Here is a 21,719-nt window from a genome sequence, read left to right on the forward strand (position 1 = left end):
GCGCCGTGGCTGAGGGATTCCAGGGAAGTTGAATCGCAGGACCAGATAAAGGAACAGGGGAACAACATGCATCATCCATACCGTCGCACGCATCGCGTGCTGCGAAGCGCGCCCGCGTGCGTGCACCTGCGCTGGAGGGGCTGACATGGCATCCAGCCTGAAATGGCTCGACCACGACGCCACCGCCTACGACCGCAGCACACGCCTGCTTTCGCTGTTGAAAGAGCCTGAGACCCGGGATGAGCTGGGGATCGGCCGCATCCGCGACGCGCTGTCCGACCAGATGTTCCCAGGGACATCCGTCATCCAGACGCGGCTGCGCTACATGCTGCTGTTGCCGCGCATGTTCATCGACCTGGAACAATCCCGCGTTGCGGCGAAGGACTTCCCGGACCGGGCGCGTACTGCCGAGCTGGCACTCAACAAGCGCCTGAAAACGCAGGACGGCGCGTTCGGAAAGGAATCGGAGGAGGCGTTGAAGCGGCTGGCCAGTTCCGTGTACTGGGCTGGCCTGCGATCGTGGGGCATCCTGCTGCGCAGTGGCTCGCAACGCGATTACTACGCCGCCATAGACCTGATCCGTGCCGAGCGCAGCCAGAAGCCTCGCGGCGAAGATGGATTGGAAAGCGGCGATCCCGTGGCGCCGACCTGGCATCATTCCATCCAGACGCTGGTCGCCTCCTCAGCCCTGCAGGACGGCTCGCTTGACGTGACCCGCGACGAGGCGGTGTTCATCCGTGAGCAGTGGAAACGCTGCCACCCCGGCTCCCTGCTCACCTGGTTGGCGAACGATGAAACCCGGCTGCGCGAGTGCGCCGGTGCAAGCCTGCCTTGGCTTCATCCGCAGCGGTCCAGTGCGCCACAACCGCTGCAGGAGCTGCTCGAGCACGCACGCCGCTTCTCCGGGCTGGCCCACGGCGCTGCGCTGGTCTACAACCTGGCCCTCGCCGAGGCATCAGATAACCCGCAGCGCCGTAGCGTTTACAGCAAGGCGCTGAAGGGTTGGGTAGATGCGTTGCCGGAACTAGATCTTCCTGCCTGGGACATGCAGGCGTTCTGGGCGCAGATAGAGCAGGGCGGGAAGCCGGTTCCCGTGCGACTGCGCAGCTTCGTGGACGACTGGCTGGCATTGGTCCATGCGGGCAAGGCCGACAGTGCGCAGGCGCGGGAACTGGTCGAGCGCCGCGAACGCACGCTGAAGGGCAACCTGTCCCGCTTCAGTCCGGAGAACCTGCCGCGCTGGGGCGGGGCCTCGGGCATCGGTCTACTCAACTATCGCTGGTCGATCACCAGGACCCACCTGGCCGACCTCCTGCATGGCCTGGAGGCCGCATGATCGCACCGTCTGACCGCAGCACCCTCACCGAGGCGCTGCAACCTCCGCCGGGCTATCGCTTCGATGCCGGCGTGGCAACGACGTACACCCTGTCCCTTGGTGCCCTGTTGGGGCTGCCGGCACACATCGCGGTTCTGGCAGGGCAGGAGAGCAACGCAGAGGACGACCCGGTGCGAGCCCTTGAAGGCCTGCGACGAGCCGGCCAGAAGCTCGCTGTATTCTGCGAGCGCGGGCGCATCGAGGGGCCCGCGAAAGGAAATGCGCTGGCCGTGATGGCCGAAGGCATGGTGCATGAGGTGCGGGCGCCGCACGGCGGTACGTTCCACCCGAAGCTGTGGGCATTGCGCTTCACCGCAGAGCACGAGGGCACCACGCCGACCTCGCGCTTACGTCTGTTGGTGCTGACCCGCAACCTCACCTGGGATCGCTGCTGGGACCTCACGCTCTGCCTTGAAGGCGAGCCGATGAGGACGCGCCCGGAAGGGAACGGGAACAAGGCCGTGGCCGACCTGCTGCGATGGCTGCCGATGAACGTGGTGGGGAAGGCGCCCGACGCCGCCCGCAAGGAGATGATCGCCTCCCTGGCAAGGGACGTCGAGCGGGCCCGGTGGGAGCTGCCGGAAGGTTTCACCCGGCTGGACCTGCACGTGCTGGGCATGGGCGCGCGCCCGACGGCTTGGGCACCATTCGCAGACGATGGAAAGACCAGCGAGGCGCTGATCATCTCGCCGTTCGTGGGAGGGCGCGCATTGCAGTTGATCGCAGACCGGTGCAGCGGCCCAGTGCAGGTCCTCAGCCGCGGCGATGAGCTGGACCGGGTTTCACCCAGCGTGCTGGAAGGGCTGGGCGGCGTGCACATACTGAAGCCGGACATGGACCTTTCCGAAGGCGAAGAGCACGGTGACGGCGAAACGCTGCACGGCCTGCATGCGAAAATGGCCGTGTTCCGGCGCGGGCAACGGGTACACGTTGCCGTCGGTTCTGCCAACTACACCACCCGGGTCATGCAGCAGGGCACGAACGTGGAAGTGGTGGCGGATCTCAGTGGTACGCCGCGGAATGTACCTACGCCCGACCAATGGCTGGGCGACGCCTACCTGGGGCCGCTGCTGGACAGCTATACCCCCGCAGCGGAACCGGATCCGGCAGTAGCCGAGCGCCGGTTGCTCGAGGACGAACTGGAGAAGCTGCGCGCCAAGGTGGCTGCGGTGGACTGGGTGGTGTCCTGCGCACCCGCGCAGGACATGGCATGGTCGCTGACGCTGTCCACGCGCAGCATTGCGCTTGCGGGTTGCACGCTGCAGGCATGGCCGCTTTCCGTGCTGGCCGAGCGCGCCCGCCCGGTGCTGGGTGGCAAGGCAGAGCTGGGCATCTTTGCCAGCCACGAAGTGACTGCGCTGATTGGCTTCCGGCTGACCTTGGACGATGAGAGGGCAAAGGCGCTGGGCGTCGCGCCGGTCTGCTTTGCCCTGGAGGCGCAGCTGAAAGGCGCACCCAGCGATCGGGGCGATGCCCTGATGGCACACCTGCTGGGCAATCGCGCGGCGTTTCTTCGCTTCCTGGGCCTACTGCTTGACGACCCCACGATGGCGGACGCGACTGCCGGCGAAGCAACGACGAGCAGGAAAGAAAAGGGACTGGCCGCGTTGGCAACCAACGCGCCCCTCTTCGAGCAGCTGCTCCGCAGCTATGCGCGTGACCCGGAACGGCTCAAGGCCATCGATCGGATGGTGAAACGATTGAAGGACAGGGAGATCGCCGGAGAGCCGTGCATCCCCGACGAATTCATGGCGCTGTGGAACGTGGTCGGCGAGGCACTGGGCAAGAGGAGAACACGATGAGCGGCCAGCATGATCTTGCCGATGCAACCCCGGTGCTGAAGCGCCTGAAGCAGTTCCAGCTGAAGACGGTGAACTACGCGTTCCGCCGCATGTACGAGGACGCCGAGCCCGTCTCCCGCTTCCTGGTCGCTGACGAGGTGGGATTGGGCAAGACCCAGGTCGCCAAGGGCCTGATCGCCCGCGTGGTGGCCCACAAGGCGGCGGAGGCGCGGCGCATGGACATCATCTACATCTGCTCCAACGCCGCGATTGCCTCGCAGAACCTCTCACGTCTGCGGCTGGGCTCCGCCAGGACGGTGGTCCGCGCATCGCGGCTGACCCTGCTGCCCTTGGCGCTTGGGCCATCGGCTGACGGCGGGCTGGACGAGGCAGGCGTGAACTTCATCAGCTTCACGCCGGGCACTTCGTTTGAAACCAAGGGCCGGGGTGGCGTGGCCAGTGAGCGTGTCCTCATCCACCGGATGCTGCAGGGGGTGCCCGAGCTGGACCGTAAGGGGCTGGCGTGGGTACTGCGCGGCGGCTTGGGCAAAGACTGGCAGGACAAGTTCGCTCACCAGCAGCATGTCGACACACCGCACGCCGGAATCACCCAGACATTCATCGCTGCCGTAAAGGAACAGAAGCAGGCAATCAAGGCGCTCGCCGAGGTATGCCATCGGCACGCCCGCCGCGTGAGCCGACCGCTGGACGGCGAAGAGCGCGCCGAGGCGCTGCAGCACACGGCCTGGTTGCGCCGTACGCTGGCCCGCTGCTGTCTGAAAGCGCTGGAGCCGGAACTGGTGGTGCTGGACGAGTTCCAGCGCTTCCGCGACCTGCTGCAGAAGCCTTCCCATGAAGAAGATCACGAGACGGCGCCTTCGGCGTCGGCTGCCGAACTGGCGCAGGAACTGTTCAACCACCAGAACCAGCCCAAGGTGCTGCTTCTGTCCGCCACGCCCTACAAGATGTACGTGTCGCAGTTGGAGCAGGAGGACCACTACAAAGATTTCCTCGCTACGGCCGGCTTCCTGTTCAACGATGTCACCCGGCGCGATGCATTGGAGGCCGACCTAGGCGCGTTTCGTGATGCGCTGGTGGGGGTTGGCCATGGCCGGGAGCAGGCAGGTGCGATCAAACAGCGCATCGAAGCGCAGCTGAAGCAGGTCATGTGCCGCACCGAACGGGTAGGGGTGACCCAAGGTCGCGACGCCATGGTGCGCGACGTGCCGCTGGCACTCTCGCTGACCCCCGGCGACCTGGCTGACTATGCCTGTGTGGACGCACTGGCCCGTCAATCTGGCGCCCATGATGTGATGGAGTTCTGGCGCTCCAGTCCCTACCTGCTCAATTTCATGCGCGAAGACGGCTATGCCTTCAAGAAGCGCATGATGATGGACGCCAGGAGTCGGCGGGCACTGGGCAAGCTACTGACCGCGCACCCGCGCTATCGGATACTCAAACAAGGCACCCTGCAAGAGTACAAAAGCCTGGTCGCCGCCAATCCCCGGCTCGATGTGTTGGCGAAGGAGATGAAAGAGCAGGGCAGCTGGAAGCTTCTCTGGGTGCCGCCTTCCATGCCGTACTGGCCAGGCGAAGGGGCATATGCCGATGTTTCCCGATTCAGCAAGACGTTGGTGTTCTCAAGCTGGAACATGGTGCCCGATGCCGTAGCTGGGCTGTTGTCCTACCACGCCGAACAGCTGGCCATGGAGGGGCTGTCACCCAAGCCGAAATACACAACAGCCAGCCAGCAGCTTAGCGCACGGCTGCGTTTCAGCAGCAGCAAACGCGGCCATGAGGACATGAACGCGTTGGCGCTGATGTTCCCTTCGCGTGTGCTGGCGACCGTGGTGGACCCCTTGGCGCTGTCAGCGGCGGCCAATGGTGCGTTGACCCTGGCCGACGCGCGTACGCACACGATCGCCTGCATTGGCGAAAGTATTGCTCGGCTCGGTCTGCCCGAACCCGTGCTAGCAGGCCCGCCGGATGTGCGCTGGTACTGGTTGACGCTGCTGATGCTGGAGCGGGAGGAGGGCGGTGCAAATGCGCGGGAGGGCTGGGGTGGGGCGGCGTTGCTGATCGGCGCCGGTGATGGCGAAGAAGATGACCAGGCAAGGCAGGCAGGGCAGGGCTTTGCCCGCCATCTGGAATACTGGGAAACGGTCTGGAAGGAAGGCTTCAATGAAGCCTCGCTGCAGACGCTGGGGCCCCGGCCCTCGGACATAGCCGAGGTCCTGGCGGACCTGGCACTGGGCGGGCCGGCGGTGTGTGCATTCCGCGCGATGCTGCGCCTCCTTCCCGGCGCTGATGAGGTCGACCTCCGCCTGGCCGCAGTCAAGGTGGCAGACGTCCTGCGGCGCCAGCTGAACATGCCGGAGGCCGTGGCCATCATCAAGCACGAAGGCGAGGCGGTGTACTGGAAACAGGCACTTGCGTACTGCGCTGAAGGCAACCTGCAGGCAATGTTGGACGAGTACCTGCACCTGCTGCACGAGGAAACACAGCCCGATGACGGTACCTCGCACGCACAGGCCATTGCCGACGCGGCCAGCGCCGCCGGACACGTCCGCGCCAGCCAGCTGCATCCCGAAAGCGTGAAGCGGAAAGGTGACAGTCTCGAACGCAACGGCACCCTGTCGATGCGTTGCAGGTACGCGATGCGCTACGGCAACGCCACCGAAGACGACAAGGTAATCGCGCGCAAAGATACCCTGCAGAAGGCGTTCAACTCGCCGTTCCGCCCGTTCGTGCTCGCGTCAACATCGGTGGGCCAGGAAGGCCTGGATTTCCACTCCTGGTGCCACTCCATCGTGCACTGGAACCTACCGGGCAATCCGGTGGACCTCGAGCAGCGGGAAGGACGCGTCCACCGTTACAAGGGCCTGGCCGTGCGCCGCAACGTAGCTCGCCTGTCCGGATTCGTGCCCCGTTCGGGTTCGGGAGACCCTTGGCAGCGACTGTTCGAGGATGCCGAAGAAGGCGCGAAGGGCGGACCCGTCGAAGGCTTGGTACCCTACTGGATCTGTGAAGCACCCGGTGGCGTGGCGGTAGAGCGGCGGGTGTTCCAGTTCCCGCTGAGCCAGGACCAGCTGCGTTTTGATCGACTCAAGAGCAGCCTTGCCCTGTACCGCATGGTATTCGCCCAGCCACGCCAGCAGGACCTGCTGGGGCACCTGCAGGCGCGCAATGACGCCGGAGAAGACATCCAGACGCTGCTGGACCAGTGGCGGATTGAGTTGCTTCCAGACTAGGTAAACCGGCGAGGGGTGGCGGTCGGTTCGGCAGCCACCACGCTTTCGGCTTAAGTCAGGGCAATATCGTGTACGTAATATTGCCGCGCGCTAGCCAATTGGCCGGCGCGCCACCCAGCCCCGGAAACTCAGCGCAGCGTAGAACAGCTCCACATCCGTGAACCCGGCTGCCAGCAGCAGTGCAACCTCGTCCGCTTCGGAGATGGCCGGGAGCTTTTCCGCCATGACCGCAATCGACGCTTCGTCGCGCTCGTCCAGAACACCGTCCATCGACGCGAACGCGGCTGAGCGGCGCAACCAGCGCATGCGGGCTTCAGGCGTGTAGCTGTGGTGGGCAACCACGAGCACGCCGCCAGGCCGAAGGCGCTGGAACAATCCTCGCAGGGTCTGCAGCCGCGTAGCGGGATCCAGGAAGTGAAGCGTCAGCAGGCAAGTGGCGCCATCGAACTCGCGCACCGGCGCATCCTCGATGAGGCCTTCGACCAGCACAACACGTGAGGCGTTCGCGCCCAGTGTCTCCCGTGCAAGTTCCAGCATCGGAAGTGAGGGGTCTACACCGACAAATCTCCAGCCTGGCTGCGCCTTGGCAAAGGCATTGAGCTCCAACCCTCCGCCTGCACCCAGCACCAGCACCTCGCCCGTGGGCGGAACGGATTCCGCCAACAGGATGTGGGTCATGCGGTGGAGTGCCGCCATGCCAGGCACCTTGGCCTGGGCGGTCTGCCGATAGCTGCTGACTGCGGAGGGGTCCTTGAACGTAGACATGGATGCTCAGCCCGACTGGTCGCTTAATATGTACTCGCAATTGTTACATATAACGAACACGCAGCGCGGCCGGGTAGGGTCGGTCGCCAGACGACCGCCCGGAACCCATCAACACCCTTTAACGCATGACCCCGAACGAAGCCCGAGCGCAACCGAGAGGTGTCACGTAACGGTGCCCTGGCATTTCTGCGCCTACCGAAGCGCGGAATCGAACAGCTCCTTGGCCTGCCGGATAGCCGCCTGATGCGTAGAGCCCTTGTCAGCTCCCACCTCGCACAGCTTGCCCACCCGCTCACGGCCCAGCGCCGTGCAATCGGCCAGGAAGTCGTAGTGGCCCACCGAAGGCAACATCTGCAGGCGCACCTTCCCATTCGCTTCCGCAATGACCTCGCTGTTGGTGCCAGGCAAGGCAATCGCATCGGCCTCACCCACAACCACCGAAACCGGCATCTCCAAGCGCCCCAGCTCACCCGGCTCGAACGCCTGAACAATCGCCGGTGCCATCAGGAATACCGCGCGAACGTTGGGAATGCCGCGATCCTCCGCTGACTTGGCGACCCAGGGTGCCAGTTCCGGCGTAGCGACCGCCGCCAACCGCCGCTCAAAGGTCATCTCCGGGTTCTCGGCCTGCGGCAGGCAGACCCCGTCCTTCGGCGACGCCTTGCAGAAGGCAACCAACCTGCCCATGTCCGGACGCGCACCGGCAGCCACCAGCGCCGTGAACCCACCGGCGGAATATCCCACCAGCCCCAACCGGTCCGCATCCACATGCGGAGCCACCACAGGATCGGCCAGCACCGCCGCCAGTGCGGCGGCGAGGTCGTCCGCCCGGTTCCACATCAGTATGCTGCCCGCGTCCGTCATCGGGTCCACGCCGTTGTTGCCAGGATGGTCCACCGCCACCACCACATACCCCGCGCGCGCTAGGGCAGACCCGAACCAGCCCATCATGCGGGCACTACCGCCGTTGCCATGCGACACCAGCAGCAGTGGCCAGCGGCCCGGCGCAACCAAGGCATCCACGGCAGAAGATCCCTCTTGGAACAGCGGCGCGCCCGGCGGCCCTATCGTGAGTGGCTGCTCCTTCGCACCTGGCTGGGCCAGGTACCACACCGTATAGCGCACGCGGTCGCTGTGGCCGGCATCGCGCACCGCTGCGCTGGCCGTGTGCGCCACACCATGGGTTTCCCCAACAGCAGGGGAGGGCTGAGCCGACCATGCCACTGGCGCGAACAGACAGGACAACAGGACGAAGGCGTGTGGCAGTACTCGCACGGAAGAATCTCCTTGGGTCAACCCGGGTTGGACAGCGGCAGCCAGATCTCAACGCCACCGTGTCCGGTGCGGTCGTCGAAGCGGGCGTCATAGCGTTCGAAATCAGGTGCGTCTGCCAAGGTCAGGCCGGAGTGGGGCAGGTGGTCGTTCAACAGCCAGAACCAGGTGGAGCGGATCGTCGAGATGTGGCCCGCATGCCACGCCACCAGATAGTCCCCGGCCGGGATGGAAACGGAATGCCAGGCCGACGGCACGGCGGCGCTCGCACCTATCTCCATGCCGGCGATGTAGTCGAAGGCACCCTCGCCATCGCGGTTGCAACAGACCCCGAAGGCGATGTCCTTGCCCAGCTCCCGGGTCAACGCCAGCTGCTGCCATTGCGAGGGAATGGACGCCACGGTGGCGGCGGTATGACGGGCGCGGATGCCGGCCACGCGCAGCGGGCCCAGCCGCCGGCATTCCGGCTCCACCTGGCAGGGCAGGGGTGGGGCGTCGAGCTTGATGGCCTCAACCAGCGCCAGTGCGTGCAGGCCTTCCCGACGCACCTGTTCCGGCGCCTGCTTGAACTGCTCCGTAAAAGCATGGGTGAAGGCCGCATGCGAGGCATAGCCTGCAGCCAGGGCGACATCCAGAATGGGGACGCCGCCCGCCGCCAGGGTACGAGCCGCCTCGGTCAGGCGGCGTGCGCGAAGGTAGCGCGCCATCGAGGTACCGGTACTGACCTGGAACAGGCGTGAGAGGTGGAACGGCGAGAGCTCAACCGCCTCGGCGATCTGGGCCAGCGACGGATTCTCGGCAAAGTGGCTCTCGATGTACCACAACGCCTTGCGTGCCGCTCCCATGACGCCTGCTCCGTGCCAGTGACTGGGTGGCAGCGTAGCGCAGGGCGGGGGAGGGCGTTTGCGGGATCTTGCTGTAGGTGCGCGGTGTGGGTTGGGAGCGACAGTGTTGTGGGTTGTTCGGGGAACCTTTTTGCTAGCGCGAGCAACTCCGGAAGTGCGACCTGGTGCCTGGGTAAATGCGTGCCCGCGCACGGAATCTCACGAAATGATTTGCGCGGCACATGCCGTTTCGCGAACCAATTGATGCCGTGAACCGGGACCGGACGACGTCGAGTTCCAGTACCCTCACGTCTGTCGCATGGTGTGCCTTGGGTGTCAGAACCCGTAGCGAGCATTGCAAGTTGCACGACCTGTGTCGGGAGGGTGGCCGAATACAACACCCTCGCGGAAATACGTCGCACCGTTCTAGCTCGTTCGCGGTTCTGAACCTCCCGACTCCCTCGCCATCCCGGCGAGGGAGAACACAGAGGAGAACCATCATGCACGACGACTGGACGAACTTGACCCCCGAGCAACGCGCCCTTCTCAGGGGCTTCTGGCGCGCGCCGAAGAGCGTAATGATCAATGCGCTTCATCACGACGGACTCGAAACCTATCCCGGCTGCCCAACCATTCCGTGTCTGAAGGCGCGGGGGCTGTGGATGCGTGGACTGGGTATCGAACCCGGAACCCGGATGTATCTTGGTATCGGACGCGAGCTTTTTGTCATGGCGAAAGACCCATCACCGGAAGCCCTGTCCAAAGCGATGGTCCGGTTTGAGAAGACCGGCGGCAGTTGGAAGTTGGGCCCGATAGGCTAGGGGTCAGGACCAGCGGGGCGGCGGAACCGTCGCCCCGGGATCTAGTCATAGAGCCTTGGCACGGTATGATCGGCCAAAGGCTCAGCCGTGAACATGAGGCGGGCGGCTCTCCAAAACGAATCGGGGTGACTGCAATGGATATGCAGGTGCGGGGTGGGGCTGAAGAGGGAGTGCCTGCCCAAACAAGCGAGCTGACGTATTCCTGGCTCTATGAGCAGGTCCAGGTTCGGGCTGATCTAAGCATCTACCCGAAACCATCACAGGTTGAGAAGTGGTCGTTCCGTTCAGGCCTGGCGGCCGCCTGTGTCGGGTTGCTCGTTGCAGCCGCGTCTCCTTCAGTCATTCCGCCGATACAGGCCGCTGTGGTCGCGTCGATATGCCTACTGATTGAAGTTGTGGGATTCTTAGTCGGCGGAGTACTCACTGCCAAGCGCGAGTGGCGTCAGTACGCGAAACCTCGACTGTCTCATGCTGAGGAAATGGACGGGGAGTTCAATCACTGGCGCACTTTGATCGAGTCGCTCCGGGAGTTTCCACGCAAACAAAGAGAGGAGCGCCTGCGCTTCGTGACTGCGCTTCGCCAAGGCATGACGGAGCGGATGGGGCTCATGTACGGAGGGTTGCAGAAGCTCGGGCCTTTCCCGGTACTGGCTGCCTTGTACCTTCAATTCCGCAACTGGGAGTGGGGAGATTGGGCGGGGGCTTTTGATGTCAATCTGGTGGCTGGTTTGCTGATATTTACAATGGTGTTGATGTATGCGGTTGGCTGGCTAATGGTAGCTGTCCGGTCACGGCTGGATACCTACGTCAGTCTGCTGGAGGCGTCATTGCAGCCCGAATGGGTCACGATATGACGATCAACGATGGCTATGTTCCATAGGCCGGATTTCCGCTTGCGGACGAAGTGGGCTCCGACAGCAAGCGGACGCCCTATGTCGCTAATATCGCGTCAACGACTAGGGCGGAGCGTGGCGGCGGGATCCATCGCTCTGCGAGAGCAACACAGAAGAGCGCTGGAGGCAGGTCGACGTTACACGCAGGCGGCAATCGGATGCGCGGACGAAGCAGTCCGGAAATAGGACTGAACCAAACTGTGGATGGAGGCACTTCCCCATTAGGCGAGAGTCGATCATGAGAATGCTTATTCCATCGAACCGGATCCAATGGATTCCAAAGGAGTGGCACCTTGCGCACGAATACTGTTTCTTCCTGCATGACGAATTCGCGCGGATGCTGGTCGAGTACGAGGCCGCGGATGCGCCGACGGTGTCTTTTCAGTTCACGAGCAAAGCACAGGCCAAGAGGTTCGGAGATCTAGCGAAGAGGGCCGACGCCCTGACGGCGATGCGTGAGCTGGGACTGGACTCTGAGGCAAGACGCACTGTGCTGAATCAGGTCACCATGGCCATGGTAGCGGACTGCGCGCATCACATCTACGAATCCCTGAGGTGCTTCGAGAAGCGCAAGTTCATTCCGGGGTTCAACTTGCTCCGAAAGCCGCTGTTGGATAGCCTGATGTACCTCTCGTGGATGTTGGCCGACGAGGATGGATTCTACTCGGCATTCACGGCGGGAGATCCCACCAAACTAACTCAGAAGGTGCTAGGCAATCGTCGCAAAGAAATTATTGCGTCCGCGATCGCGAATACCCAGCTGGCGGGGATCATTACCGCCGAAGACCTAGTTTCCATCATCTTTGACGCCAAGAACGATGGCGGGTTCTACGGACTTTTCCAGCATGCGGTGCACTTGGTCACTGTGGAGCGCATCGAGATCAGGACATCACCGGAGAACTTCAACTTCATCTTTAAGAATCCGAACGACGATGGCGTTTATGAAGCACTCTACAAACAGCTCCCTACGGTCTTCCTGTATCTGGCTCACGTGATTCTATCCCTTTACGAACGAATCAAGCCTCCCGACCCAAGCGCCAAAAATGCCTTCGTGTTCCGCACCATTAATGCATACCGGTCCCTGTGCTACGAAGGAGGCCCGGCTGCTTTAGCGGAAGCCTTGGGGGAGGCGCTGTCGCAGCACGTCCAGTGTCCCCGTTGCGCGAAGCCATTGAAGGTTACGCAGTACAACGCTATGCGCCTTCTAATGACAGATTCCTTCCGCTGCACCCATTGCAGATACAGGCAACTATTTCCGCTGTCCTGGATGTTATAGCAGCCGCGAAACAGGTGATATGGAGACCAACGCATATGCGTTTCGTTGAAGACGGACCAGACATCCCAAACGAGCTGATCGTCGCGCAAGAAAGAGGCGAAGCGCTCTTTGTCTGTGGCGCCGGTGTCTCGCGCACTATTGGCCTTCCGCTCTTCCGTAGGCTCGTTGAGCAGGTTTACGCCCGCCTTGGAGAGAGCTGGCTGCACCATCCCGCCGAAGGGGCGGGAATGGTCGCGGGCGGGGAACTCTTTGGTCAATACGACAGGGTTCTGCGATGCCTGGAGCGGCGTCTGGCGGCGTCAGAATCGCCGCGCAACCGCAGTATGAAGGCACGCATCCGCGCTGCGGTGCGGGACGAACTGGCTGCCCCGGACGGGGCGGACCTGTCCAATCACTTCGCATTGATGACGCTTTCGCGCGACAATCAGGGCGTATCAAGACTGATCACCACGAACTTCGATACGCTCTTCGAGCGTGCTTGGCTGTCGGAGTACGGGTCCCCCACGGCAAGCCATGCGGGCGTGGCGCTACCTCGACCAATGACATCTGGGTTCTCGGGCGTACTTCACCTGCATGGCAGGCTGGCTGATGCCTTGGTCCAAACCGCTGAAACCGATCTGGTCCTCACCAGCGCCGAGTTTGGCGATGCCTATCTTCGTTCCGGCTGGGCATCGCGATATGTCTACGACTTGGCACGAACCCATACGCTAGTTCTGGTTGGCTACCAAGCGGACGATCCACCAATGCGCTATCTATTAGAGGCGCTTGAGGCGGACAGGGAGCTCTATCCGGACCTAAGAAGGGTCTACGCTTTCGGCGAGTACACCGACGGCGACGATGAGATCAAGGGGGCACTGTGGCGGGCTAAGGGCGTCGAGCCGATTCTGTACCGCGTCGATAACCAGGATCATTCCCCCCTGTATGCCACCTTGCTCGAATGGAAGGGTTACCAGGAAGATCCCACGTCATGGCGACGCGAACGCTTGCGGGCATTGCTCGCAGAGCATCCGCACCCGTCGTCGGAGAAAGCGATAGCGCGCTGCATCGCGCTGCTTGATCGGGGTGATGCGAGCCAACTACTGGGAGATCTCTCGCCTGACGCCGCTTGGTTACCTGTAATGGTAGAGCGCGGAATGTTCGACAAACAGCTGCCCGATGTATGGATTGCAAGCCGGGTAAACGATCCGGAAATGATTCGCGCTTGTTCCGCACTGAAGCTCTTAGACCCGCAAACGCGATGGCGCCTACAACTCGTGCTGGATCGAGCGGACAACGAATTGACAGCAGTCAGGGAAAGGGCTTGGCGCTTGTTGCTGAACATGCCGGTAGCGGTCTCCAACTCCATGTTCGACGGCGGTTGGTACGATTGGCGAAATCAGATTGCCCGCGGCCAGATCGACTTCCAAGCACGCAACGTGATCGCCAACATCGTGACGCCACGCATTAGGTTAGGTAAGCCCTTTTGGTGGCCGGATGAAGGCGATGAGGAGTCGCCGGAAACCTTGAATAAGCTCATACGGGTCGACTTGGAACCGGCTGATCATCCACCTCCGTCGGAAATATTGCAGGCGTGGCCGGACACGCTAGAAGCAGGAGTGGCGCTGTTCAGGACATTGGATCGATCTCTCTTCGAGGCCTTGGAACAGGCAACGGATCTGGGCATGACTGGTAGCTGGGATCGACCCAGTCGTGACATTCCCTCCATCGCTAAGCACCATCAAAACTCCGGTCGTGGCGGATTTCGACCCATCGTTCGGGCAATAGCAGAACTATGGCAACGCATTGCAGCGCACGATCCCGAGCAAGCACGCCGGTTGATAGGGCATTGGAGCCAATCGGCGTTCCTATTGGTGAGAAGATTGCACATCTTCGCACTTGCAGACGAATCTTGGCCGGATAACGACGCCGCGCGCGCCTTGCTCGGGCTCAAGGACGATGACTTCTGGGACGACGACACTCAGGTGGAAATTATGCGACTGCTGGCACGTCGGTGGACCACGTTCGGCAATGACGAGCGCGCAGCGCTGGAGGGCCGTTTGTGTGCCGGCGTGCCAAAGACGCTATTCCTGGACGAGGCAACGGAAGATGAGGATCGATGGCAATCGATCGTGGACAACTCGATCTATCGCCGACTGGCTCGAATCTCCTCAGCGGACGGGGTACTTTCGGATACGTCGAATGCGCTATTGGAGGAAATACGGTCGCGCCATCCAAAGTGGCAGGCAGAGCCTGGCGATCGCGACGACTTCTCCGTTTGGCACACATCTAAAGTCGGACCCGATGGCCATCCCGATTTGCTTGACGGTGTCGATGACGATCGGCTCGTGCAGGAGGCGGTTCGCGTTCAACAGGAGAGCCAGTATGACGAAGGCGATCTCTGGCGGGTCTTCTGTAGTGCCGACCCAGAGCGGGCGCTGCGGGGATTGAGGCATGAGGGCGATGCCCACCGATGGGACCCCGACGCTTGGCGCTACCTATTGTGGGCTGCGAGTGAGCAGGGTGATGCTGACTTCCAGCACGAAGTGGCCGAGCTGGTTCTGAAGATGCCCGAAGCAACGCTAAAAGAAATACTGCACGCCGTTAGTTCCTGGTTGGTGCGTCAACGCGAGACTCTGGTCGAAGCCACCGAGAGTCGCGAGCTGTGCTTTCTGAAGGTCTGGGACCGGCTGGCCGATCTACTGTTCGGAAATCAGGAAGGCCTTGAAACAGAGGCTGGCATGGACGGCGACCTGACCAACGAGGCGCTAAATCGGCCGGGCGGCGATCTCGCATCTGCGCTAGTAGACGCATTGGCGGCTACAAAGCCGGCCGATAGCAGCGGCTTGGGGCATGAGCTAGGCCCACGTTTCTTAAGAGTTGTGGATGCTTCCAACCGAGCAGGTCTTCTGGGGCGCGTCTATATTCTGCGCGTCCTTGCGTACTTGGACGCCATTGATCCAGACTGGACCGGCAAGTATTTGGTTCCGAGGCTGGATTGGGACCATCACGAGGCTTTGCCGTTGTGGCATGCCTACGCCCATGGGCCCATAGGGCATGCGAGACTCTTCAATGCGCTCAAGCCCGCCATGCTGCAGGCATTTGAGCGCAAGAGACTCCCTTCGCGGGCGCTCGAAGGAATATTCTCTAAGCTGTTTTCCGTTGCCGCGTGGCATCTCAAGGGGCAAGCAAACGAGTACGCGCTGCTTCCAGGGGAAGTGAAGCGGGCGCTCGCCATCGCGCCGGAAGAAGTTCGGCAGCACGCGGCATGGAAACTATGGAGAATGATCAGCGATGACAGAGTTGCCGACAAGGCCGAGCATTGGCGGACTTTCATCAAGCCGCTGCTACAAGGGATCTGGCCGCTCGATGCGAGAGCCAAGAGTATGGGTGCATCTGAAAGACTAATACTGATGGCCTTGGACTGCGACAGTGCACTGCCGGACGCAGTCGAATCAGTCCTTGATTTCATAGTGCCTTATCAGTTTTCCAGTCTCACGCATACATTGCGGCTTGAGACGCGCCATCAAGATCTATTTCAGGAACACCCGAGCGCTTTTCTATTCCTTGCAAACGCAATCATCGATCCTGATGTGTTCCAGGCTCCAACTGATCTCCCAATGTTCTTGGAAGAGTGTATTACATTGGATCCGCGACTGGAGAAAGATCCGGCCTATATCAGACTATATGGGCTTCGGCGACAGCAGAATGCATGAGTCTCTCTGATCTTGCATGTGCCTGGCGTTCCGCTAGCAGAGCAGCGAACGGTCGCGCTGCGCCTATGACGCGTGCGAGGGAGACACAGCCGATCACTGCAGCACGTCGGGTGTCCGAACTGGCGCCAGCTAGGCGCCTCCAATTTCTCCAGCGCAGTGCAGTCATCGAGCAGCTGGCGACGGCGGAGCGCCCCAAGAAGGAGAGCAGGGCAGCCAGCTAACAGCCTACAAGGAGAATCCAGGCGATCGGGTCAAGGACCTCCCAGAAATTGCTTGCCATGCCATTCGCCAGCCCCCTGTCCTGTCGGGCGAACCACCACGGAATGGCGAACCGGATGGCGAAGAAACCCACTGCCCCGGCCGCAATCCCGATCGGCCACGGCATACAGGGGAGTCGAATCCATTCGTGCTCTTTCTACTTCCCATGGAAAAGCGTCGAGATAAAGCGGAAGGAAATAACGGGGGGCAGGCGCCGGGCAGACCCCGGCGCCACCAACAGCGCCGTTACAACTGCTTGTCCAGGCTGATCTGCACGCCGTGGTCCCGGTCCTCGCCGCTGCCTACCAGACCACGGTAGTCAACCCGCAGGCCCCAGTTGCGCCGGAAGTCGAACATCAAGCCGGCGCCGAACATCCAGCGGTTGCGGTCGAAGCCGTCCAGCGAGGTGCGGTAGAACGGCACGCCCACCAGATCGGCGTATTGCATGGTGGCCACGCCGCTGCCCTTGAAGTCGTGCTGATACTCCACCCGCAGCTGCGGCGTCCATGCTCCCCACACCGCCGTGTTACGGAATTCCATGCGGAAGCCCGCGTTGCCGGTGCTGGTATCCACATCCTGATCACCGTAGCGCAGTGCGAAGAGCTCGCTTCCGCTTTCCGCATACGGGTCGAGGGTGCCCTGCGATGCATCCAGCCGTGCGTACGGCGTCAGCATCCAGTTGCCGCGCACCACGTCGGCACCCAGCGAAAGCGAACCGAACCACTGGCTGCCGTCGCGCAGGGCATGCACGAAACTGCCTTCGCTGGTGACATAGCGCCGCAGGTCGTAGTCCAGCAACTGGTGGCCCACCAAGGCATCCACGAACAGATGCTCACCGGGGGTGTAGCTGGCATACAGCGCCAACGTGTACGCCTGGCCATCGCTGCGGCTGCCGTTCTCGCCCACGTCGGTGCGGTCGCGGCCGTAGCCCAATGCCACGCCCAATGCGAGGTCGCGCCCGACCTGCAGGTCGCTGCCCAGCGTCACGCCGTCCGTGTTGAAGTCACCGCCCGCGCTGCCACGCCCATTGCTGCGTCCGCTACGCACGCTGCCGCCCACCCACAGCCCGAGCGGGGCCTGGGACTCGTTTGCAGTGGTGGCCGGCGCATCCAGGCCGGGTTCGCGGTCGAACGGCTGGCGCCGCTGTGCATCGCACCCGGCGCCGGGCAGGGCGCCCACCGCCGGCTCGCACCGCTGCGCGCCGTAGCCCAGGCTCACGTTGTTGCTGAAGCCGTTGTTGCCGCCGGCACCGTGCAGGCGCTGCATGCGTTGCTGGATGTTCTCGATCTGCGAGGTGGCAAACCGGCGCGCGGTATCGGCCTGGGCCGACAGCAGTCCACGCACTTCCGGGTCACGGGTGGGATCGGGACGCTGGGTAACCTGCAACGTGTAATCCCGGGTGCCGGTGAAGCCCAGTGCATCTGTGGACGTGATGGTGAAGGCAAACCCACCTGAAGCGGTCGGGGTGCCCGTAAGCGCCCCGGGACTGGCCAGCGACAGACCGCCCGGCAGCGCGCCGCCCGTGACGGCATAACGGTACGGTGCGGTGCCACCCGTGGTGGACAGCTGCTGCTGGTAGCCATTGGCGAACAGACCAGCCGGCAGCGTTTCCGGCGTAAGCGTGAGCACCGGTGCGGCCACGGTCAGCGTGTAGGCCTGGGTGAGGGTGCCCGCGGTGCCGGTGGTGCTGTCCGTAGCGGTGACGCTGAAGCTGTAGGTGCCGGCCGCGGTCGGCGTTCCCGCCAGCCGGCCGCTCGCCGCGTCCAGCACCAGGCCCGCAGGCAGGCTGCCTGCGCTGCTGGCAAAGGTGTACGGCGCCACGCCGTTTCCAGCGCTGAAGTCCACCTGGTACGCGCTGCCTGCCGTGGTAGCGGGCAAGGCACCGGCAACCGGGGTCAGGCTCAGGGCCGGGCGTGCGACCTCCAGGGTGTAGTTCTGCACCACGCTGCCCGCGGTGCCACCGGTACTGTCGGTGGCGGTGATCGTCAGCGCAAAGCTGCCGGCCTGGGTCGGCGTGCCGGACAGCACGCCGGTGCCGCCATCGAAGACCACGCCGCTGGGCAGTGCACCGCTCAACGCGTAGCTGTACGGCGCTACGCCGCCGGCGGTGGTGACCACCTGCTGGTAGGCCGTGCCCGCAATGGCGGGTGCGAGGGTCGGCGGGGTTACCACCAGCGTGGGGCTGGCCACGGCGAGGGTGAACGTCTGGCCGCTGGTAAACGGCCCGGCGCCGGTGCTGCTGTCGGTGGCCGTCACCTCCAGCATGAAGCTGCCGGCCTGGGTCGGCGAACCGCTGATGGTGACACTGTCTGCCGTGCTGCTGACGATGGCAACGCCGGCGGGCAGGTGGGTCACCTGGTAGCCGGTGTACGGGGCCGTGCCACCGGCCCAGCTGAAGGTCTGGCTGTAGGTCGATCCCGCTACCGCCGAGAGCGTGCCCGCAGTGCTGACAGTGATGCTGGGCATGCCCACGGTGATGCTGACCGTCGCCGGTGCGGAGGCGCCGCTGCCGTTTCGGGCGATGTAGGTGAAGCTGTCGCTGCCTGCAAAGCCAGCGGTCGGCTGATAGCTGATCGTCGTCGCACCGGTCACCGTTGCGGTGCCGTGAGAAGGCGCGCTACCCACCTCGACGGAGGTGGCGGCGCCGCCGGACAGCGCAAGCGTTACCGGAGCAGCGGGCGCCCCGTAACCGAACGTGGCGCTGACATTGCCCGCCACTGGCAGGCTGTCGGCCACGGTGATCGAACGGGACGAGCTAACGCTGTAGGGGCCGGAACCGCCCGAGCTGTCGGTGGCAGTGACGGTGAAGGTGAACGTTCCCAAAGCGGCCGGGGTGCCGGTGATGGCGCCGGCACCGTTCATGCCCAATCCCTGGGGCAGGGCACCGGCGGTGACCGCATAGGTATACGGCGCTGTACCGCCACTGGCCGGGTCGATCGTGGCGGTATACGCCTCCGATCGCGTTGCATCCGGCAGCGGTCCGCCCGGCAGCTGGAGGACAGGCGCCCCCAACGTCATCGTGTAGGCCTGGCTGCCCGTGTAGGGGCCAGGGGCGGCACTGGTATCGGTGGCGGTGATGGTGAAAGCGTACGAGCCGCCGGCCGTGGGCGTGCCGATCAGCGCGCCCGTCGCACTCAGAAGAAGGCCAGGCGGCAGCGCACCGGCTGTCACTGCAAAGGTGTAGCTGCCACTGCCCCCCGTGGCGGTGATGGCCTGGTTGTATGCCACACCGACGACAGGGGACGGCAGCGTCGCGGGTGCTATGGTCACCGGCTGGTCATCGTTGACGATGGTGACCGTGCCGGAGGCCTTGCCGATGATGGCATTGCTGGCACCGGACAAGGTGACGGCGAAGGTCTCGTTCGGTTCCGGGGTGGTGTCTCCGTTGACCTGGACCACAATGTCGCGGGAGAGGACGCCCGGCGCGAACGACAGGGTACCGCTGCTGCTCACATAGTCCGTGGGCGAAACCGCGGTGGTGTCCGAGGTCGCGTAATTGACGGTGATCGCCTGGCCGCTGGCCGCGGACAGCACCACCGTGAGCGTGGCGGACGACGTACCGGAATTGCCCTCGGTCAAGGAGATATCGTTGATCGACAACGTCGGCACGGCATCGTCATTGACAATGGTGCCCAGCGCCTGGCCGTCGGAGACGGTGGCACCGCTGACGTTGCTCACGTTGACGAAGAAGGTTTCATTGGGCTCGTTCAACGTATCGCCGAGCACCAGCACAGTGAAGGTGGCGCTGCTGCTGCCTGCCGGAATGACCTGCCCACTCAGCGAGGCGGCAGTGTAGTCACTGCCGGCAGTGGCGGTGCCATCGGCGGTGGCAATGTCGAACGCGACTCCACCCGGGCCTGCCGGCCCGCTGAGCGAAACCGTGAAGGTCATGGCGGTGGTGCCGCTGTTGCCCTCGTTGACGCTGACGTCGTTGATGGACAGCGCGGGTGCGTCGTCATCGATGATCGTACCCGTCGCCGAGGTCGGCGCGGCAAGGGTGTAGCCGGAACCGGCGCTCAGGGTGAGCTGGACCGTTTCATTGGCTTCAGGGGTGGCGTCCGCCACAGGCGTGATGGCGATGGAGCCGGTGGTGGCGCCGGCGGCGATTGTCAGCGGCGCAGTTGGCGCCGCATAGTCGGTTCCGGCGGTGGCAGTCCCCGACAGACCGAAGCTGATCGAGAGCGGCGTCAACGCAGGCTGATCCAGCGTGACGGTATAGACCAGCGAGGTGCCGCTGTCCTCGTTCACCGTGGCAGGCGCTACCGAAATGGACGCCGCAGGCACGTCGTCATTGAGGATCGTGCCGGTGGCGCTGGCGGGCGCGCCCACGGTGTAGCCGCTGCCGCCGGCCAGCGTGAGGATGACGGTTTCGTTCGCCTCAACCATGTTGTCTGCAGTGGGATTGATGACCACGGTGGCGGTGGTCGCACCGGCAGGAATGGTCACCGTTGCGGTCGCGCCGGTGTAATCAGTGGCGCTGTCCGCCGTGCCGCCGGTAGTGAGGTTGACCACGGTGGCCGAAGACAGATTCAGGCTGCGAGTTACCGTGTAGACCAGATTCGTCCCGCCATCTTCAGAGACGCTGGCGGGCGCCACCGCAATGGACACGCTCGGGGCGGCACTGACAGTGAGGGTGAAATTCTCCACCTCGAAATAGGTACCCGGACCGGTGCTGTTGTCGGTCACCCGGATGGCGACCGCGTAGTTGCCCGGGGCGGAGGAGGAGGTGCCACTGATCACCCCGTTGCTGGCCAGCACCAGCCCGGTAGGCAGGGCGCCCGTTTCCAGCTGGTAGGTAAGCGGTGCAACGCCGCCCGTAGCAGAAAGCGCCTGGTTGAAGGGCACGCCCTGGATCGCGGTCGCCGAGGCCGGCACAAGGGTAATGCTGGGATTCTGTACCGTGCCGCTGTAGCTCTTGTCGACCGTTGCCGACGTGCCATCGGTGGCGCGCACGCTGAAGGAATACGCGCCGCGCTGCGTGGGCGTGCCGCTGAGGGTGTCGCCGGCAAGCGAGACGCCGAGGGGCAGGGTGCCGCCCACAAGGCTGTAGGTGTAGGGATCCGTGCCGCCACTGGCGGTCAGGGTCTGCGTGAACGCCGTACCGGCGCGCAGCGTGGGAAGCGTTGCCGGCGCGACCACGATGGCGGAATTGGCGGGGCTGACGGTGATGTTGACCCGCACCGCGCCGCCATTTCCGTTGGCTTCGCCGTCGGTGAACTCGAAGGCGTCGGAGGTGGTGTTGCTGCCGTCATGACCGTAGTCGACGAACCAGCGGTTGCCGTCGACGCGAAGGTTCGCCGTGCCGTTCTGGGGAAACGCAGGGCCATCGACCTGGCCGTAGCCGAAATTTCCCGCACCTTGGGCGCAGTCGGTGACCTCTATCGTGACGGTGCCGCCATTGGCCACGGTGGCGAACTTTTCCGCGCACACCGGTGAGGTGTGCGCCGCCCGCGCGGCACCGGGCCAGCACAGTGCGGCGAAGGAAAGAAACATCGAAACTGCGAACAAACG

At 63.6% G+C, this 21,719-nt stretch carries 11 protein-coding genes; 7 read left to right on the top strand and 4 right to left on the bottom strand.

Annotated features, from left to right (window positions below; genetic code table 11):
- Nucleotides 1-145 precede the first annotated feature (145 nt).
- From FSZ13_RS01125 to FSZ13_RS01135, 3 genes are read left to right on the top strand one after another with little or no spacing between them, the layout of a single operon-like run.
- Nucleotides 146-1,336, top strand: a complete 1,191-nt coding sequence (locus tag FSZ13_RS01125) for a DUF6361 family protein (protein WP_145477603.1) — start codon at nucleotides 146-148, stop codon at nucleotides 1,334-1,336.
- Nucleotides 1,333-3,177, top strand: a complete 1,845-nt coding sequence (locus FSZ13_RS01130) for a phospholipase D family protein (RefSeq protein ID WP_145477604.1) — start codon at nucleotides 1,333-1,335, stop codon at nucleotides 3,175-3,177. Before FSZ13_RS01125 ends, FSZ13_RS01130 begins: the two co-directional genes overlap by 4 nt.
- Nucleotides 3,174-6,407, top strand: coding sequence for a helicase-related protein (locus FSZ13_RS01135; RefSeq protein WP_145477605.1), 3,234 nt, complete (start codon nucleotides 3,174-3,176; stop codon nucleotides 6,405-6,407). The genes FSZ13_RS01130 and FSZ13_RS01135 overlap by 4 nt, the downstream gene beginning before the upstream one ends.
- A 90-nt stretch (nucleotides 6,408-6,497) precedes the next feature.
- Here the strand turns inward: FSZ13_RS01135 and FSZ13_RS01140 are convergent, their stop codons facing one another.
- The 3 genes from FSZ13_RS01140 to FSZ13_RS01150 form a co-directional block, all read right to left on the bottom strand.
- Nucleotides 6,498-7,172 (bottom strand): class I SAM-dependent methyltransferase, encoded by a 675-nt coding sequence (locus FSZ13_RS01140; protein WP_145477606.1) that lies wholly within the window; start codon nucleotides 7,170-7,172, stop codon nucleotides 6,498-6,500.
- 192 nt (nucleotides 7,173-7,364) lie between these two features.
- The gene (locus tag FSZ13_RS01145; protein WP_428999955.1) at nucleotides 7,365-8,447 is read right to left on the bottom strand and encodes an alpha/beta hydrolase family protein; all 1,083 of its coding nucleotides are present in this window, start codon (nucleotides 8,445-8,447) and stop codon (nucleotides 7,365-7,367) included.
- Nucleotides 8,448-8,464: 17 nt separating this feature from the next.
- The gene (locus FSZ13_RS01150; protein WP_145477607.1) at nucleotides 8,465-9,289 is read right to left on the bottom strand and encodes an AraC family transcriptional regulator; all 825 of its coding nucleotides are present in this window, start codon (nucleotides 9,287-9,289) and stop codon (nucleotides 8,465-8,467) included.
- Between the two features lie 479 nt (nucleotides 9,290-9,768).
- Here FSZ13_RS01150 and FSZ13_RS01155 point away from each other — a divergent pair, with 479 nt between their 5' ends.
- The 4 genes from FSZ13_RS01155 (at nucleotide 9,769) to FSZ13_RS01170 (ending at nucleotide 15,950) form a co-directional block, all read left to right on the top strand.
- Complete coding sequence (locus FSZ13_RS01155) at nucleotides 9,769-10,089, top strand: hypothetical protein (RefSeq protein ID WP_145477608.1); 321 nt, start codon at nucleotides 9,769-9,771, stop codon at nucleotides 10,087-10,089.
- A 134-nt stretch (nucleotides 10,090-10,223) separates the two neighbouring features.
- Nucleotides 10,224-10,943 carry a hypothetical protein gene (locus FSZ13_RS18330; protein WP_186308814.1) on the top strand — a complete coding sequence of 240 codons (720 nt, stop codon included), beginning with the start codon at nucleotides 10,224-10,226 and terminating at the stop codon, nucleotides 10,941-10,943.
- Nucleotides 10,944-11,226: 283 nt separating this feature from the next.
- On the top strand, nucleotides 11,227-12,258 hold the full coding sequence (locus tag FSZ13_RS01165; RefSeq protein WP_186308815.1) for a hypothetical protein: 1,032 nt from the start codon (nucleotides 11,227-11,229) through the stop codon (nucleotides 12,256-12,258).
- Between the two features lie 35 nt (nucleotides 12,259-12,293).
- Entirely contained in the window at nucleotides 12,294-15,950 is a 3,657-nt protein-coding gene (locus FSZ13_RS01170) for an SIR2 family protein (protein ID WP_145477610.1), read from the top strand.
- 504 nt (nucleotides 15,951-16,454) lie between these two features.
- Here FSZ13_RS01170 and FSZ13_RS01175 read toward each other — a convergent pair.
- Nucleotides 16,455-21,701, bottom strand: a complete 5,247-nt coding sequence (locus tag FSZ13_RS01175) for a putative Ig domain-containing protein (RefSeq protein ID WP_260844061.1) — start codon at nucleotides 21,699-21,701, stop codon at nucleotides 16,455-16,457.
- Nucleotides 21,702-21,719: the final 18 nt, after the last annotated feature.

Source organism: Stenotrophomonas rhizophila, from assembly GCF_007667275.1.
GTDB classification, from domain to species: Bacteria; Pseudomonadota; Gammaproteobacteria; order Xanthomonadales; family Xanthomonadaceae; genus Stenotrophomonas; species Stenotrophomonas maltophilia_AE.

Coding starts and splice junctions, on each gene's coding strand:
- FSZ13_RS01135 (WP_145477605.1), top strand. CDS start 3,174: ATGAGCGGCCAGCATGATCTTGCCGATGCAACCCCGGTGCTGAAGCGC.
- FSZ13_RS01170 (WP_145477610.1), top strand. CDS start 12,294: ATGCGTTTCGTTGAAGACGGACCAGACATCCCAAACGAGCTGATCGTC.
- FSZ13_RS01140 (WP_145477606.1), bottom strand. CDS start 7,172: ATGTCTACGTTCAAGGACCCCTCCGCAGTCAGCAGCTATCGGCAGACC.
- FSZ13_RS01130 (WP_145477604.1), top strand. CDS start 1,333: ATGATCGCACCGTCTGACCGCAGCACCCTCACCGAGGCGCTGCAACCT.
- FSZ13_RS01155 (WP_145477608.1), top strand. CDS start 9,769: ATGCACGACGACTGGACGAACTTGACCCCCGAGCAACGCGCCCTTCTC.
- FSZ13_RS18330 (WP_186308814.1), top strand. CDS start 10,224: ATGGATATGCAGGTGCGGGGTGGGGCTGAAGAGGGAGTGCCTGCCCAA.
- FSZ13_RS01150 (WP_145477607.1), bottom strand. CDS start 9,289: ATGGGAGCGGCACGCAAGGCGTTGTGGTACATCGAGAGCCACTTTGCC.
- FSZ13_RS01165 (WP_186308815.1), top strand. CDS start 11,227: ATGCTTATTCCATCGAACCGGATCCAATGGATTCCAAAGGAGTGGCAC.
- FSZ13_RS01175 (WP_260844061.1), bottom strand. CDS start 21,701: ATGTTTCTTTCCTTCGCCGCACTGTGCTGGCCCGGTGCCGCGCGGGCG.
- FSZ13_RS01125 (WP_145477603.1), top strand. CDS start 146: ATGGCATCCAGCCTGAAATGGCTCGACCACGACGCCACCGCCTACGAC.